General features: G+C 62.0%; 2 protein-coding genes. Both read right to left on the reverse strand.

All coding sequences use genetic code 11. The features are described from left to right. Window positions 1-807: flagellar biosynthesis protein FlhF (gene flhF / locus BKD70_RS23560; RefSeq protein WP_070415502.1), on the reverse strand; the 807-nt coding region annotated here is incomplete at its 3' end. Between the two features lie 11 nt (window positions 808-818). Then, window positions 819-1,784, reverse strand: a 966-nt coding sequence (locus tag BKD70_RS23565; protein WP_175441034.1) for an FHIPEP family type III secretion protein, incomplete at its 5' end; no start/stop codon positions are given.

Below are 1,784 nucleotides of genomic sequence, written 5' to 3' on the forward strand. Positions count from 1 at the left end.
GGTCTTGAGCTGCTCCTGAGCGCCGATACGGTAACTGTCCATGCTCACCAGGGCGATATTCTGCGCGCCATATTTAAGCACGTAACGGGCCGCAAGCTTTGCCAGGGTGGTGGTCTTGCCCATGCCGGCGGGGCCGACCATGGCGATTACACCGCCCTCTTCCAGGGGTTCGATTTCCGGCGTGGCAATCATGCGCGCCAAGTGCGCCAGCAGCATGCGCCAGGCCTGGCGCGGCTCCTCGACTTCAGCGGTCAAGGCCAGCAGGTCGCGGGACAACGGGCCGGACAGGCCGATGCGTTGCAGGCGACGCCAGAGGTTGGCTTGCTGCGGCTTGCTGCCTTGCAGTTGGGTCCAGGCCAGCGAGCCGAGCTGCACTTCGAGCAATTCACGCAGGCCGTTGAGTTCAAAACGCATCGAGTCAATCACGCGCTGGTCAACTGCGGCAGCCGGGGCAGGCGCTGCAGGACGCGGCGGTTCGACAAAGGTGGGTTCAACCAGCGGCTCGGCGGCGGTCAGCGGCAGGCCGGCAAACAGCTGGCGATTGGTGCTGGCATCGCTGTCGCCACGCATGCTCAGTTCAGCCTGGGCCGACACAATGCGCGAGGCGGTCTTGCGCAGCTCGTCTTCGAGCTCCATGTTTGGCACGCGCGGGGCCAGCGCCTGGGGCGTGTAATCCAGGGCAGCCGTCAGCTCGACACCGCCGGCAATCCGACGGTTACCGATAATCGCGGCATCGGCGCCCAGCTCATCACGGACCAGTTTCATGGCCTGACGCATATCGGCGGCGAAAAAACGCTTAACTTGCATAACCCACTACCTCAGCCATTGGGCCCAACTGTCGCGACAATAGTCACTTGCTTATTGTCAGGAATTTCCTGGTAAGCCAACACGTGCAAATTCGGTACGGCCAGGCGTCCGAACCGCGACAACATCGCGCGAACCGGGCCGGCCACCAGCAGGATCACCGGGTTGCCCTGCATTTCCTGGCGCTGTGCGGCGTCGATCAACGAACGCTGCAGCTTTTCAGCCATGCTTGGCTCCAGTAAAACGCCCTCTTCCTGGCCTTGCCCTGCCTTCTGAATACTATTGAGCAATATTTGTTCCAACCTGGGCTCCAGGGTGATCACAGGCAGCTCCGACTCAGTCCCTACAATGCTTTGCACGATTGCGCGGGACACGCCGACACGCACCGCCGCCACCAGAGCGGCAGTATCTTGACTCTTGGCGGCATTGTTGGCGATGGCCTCGGCAATGCTGCGAATGTCGCGCACGGGCACCTGTTCGGCCAACAGCGCTTGCAACACCTTGAGCAACTGCGACAGTGACAGCACGCCAGGCACCAGCTCTTCGGCCAGTTTTGGCGACGATTTGGCCAGCAAGCCCATCAATTGCTGGACTTCCTCGTGGCCGATCAACTCGTGGGAGTGCTTGTAGAGAATCTGGTTGAGGTGCGTGGCGACCACGGTGCTGGCATCCACCACGGTGTAACCGAGGGACTGCGCCTGGCTGCGCTGGCTGACTTCGATCCACACCGCTTCCAGGCCGAAAGCCGGATCTTTGGCGGTAATGCCGTTGAGGGTACCGAACACTTGGCCGGGGTTGATCGCCAGTTCGCGGTCCGGGTAGATCTCGGCTTCGGCCAGGATTACCCCCATCAGGGTCAGGCGATAAGCGCTGGGGGCCAGGTCGAGGTTGTCACGGATATGCACCGTGGGCATCAAGAAACCCAGGTCCTGGGACAGCTTCTTGCGCACACCCTTGATCCGCGCCAGCAGTTGCCCACC

Source organism: Pseudomonas sp. BS-2016, from assembly GCF_001806145.1.
In the GTDB taxonomy this organism is placed as follows: Bacteria; Pseudomonadota; Gammaproteobacteria; order Pseudomonadales; family Pseudomonadaceae; genus Aquipseudomonas; species Aquipseudomonas lundensis.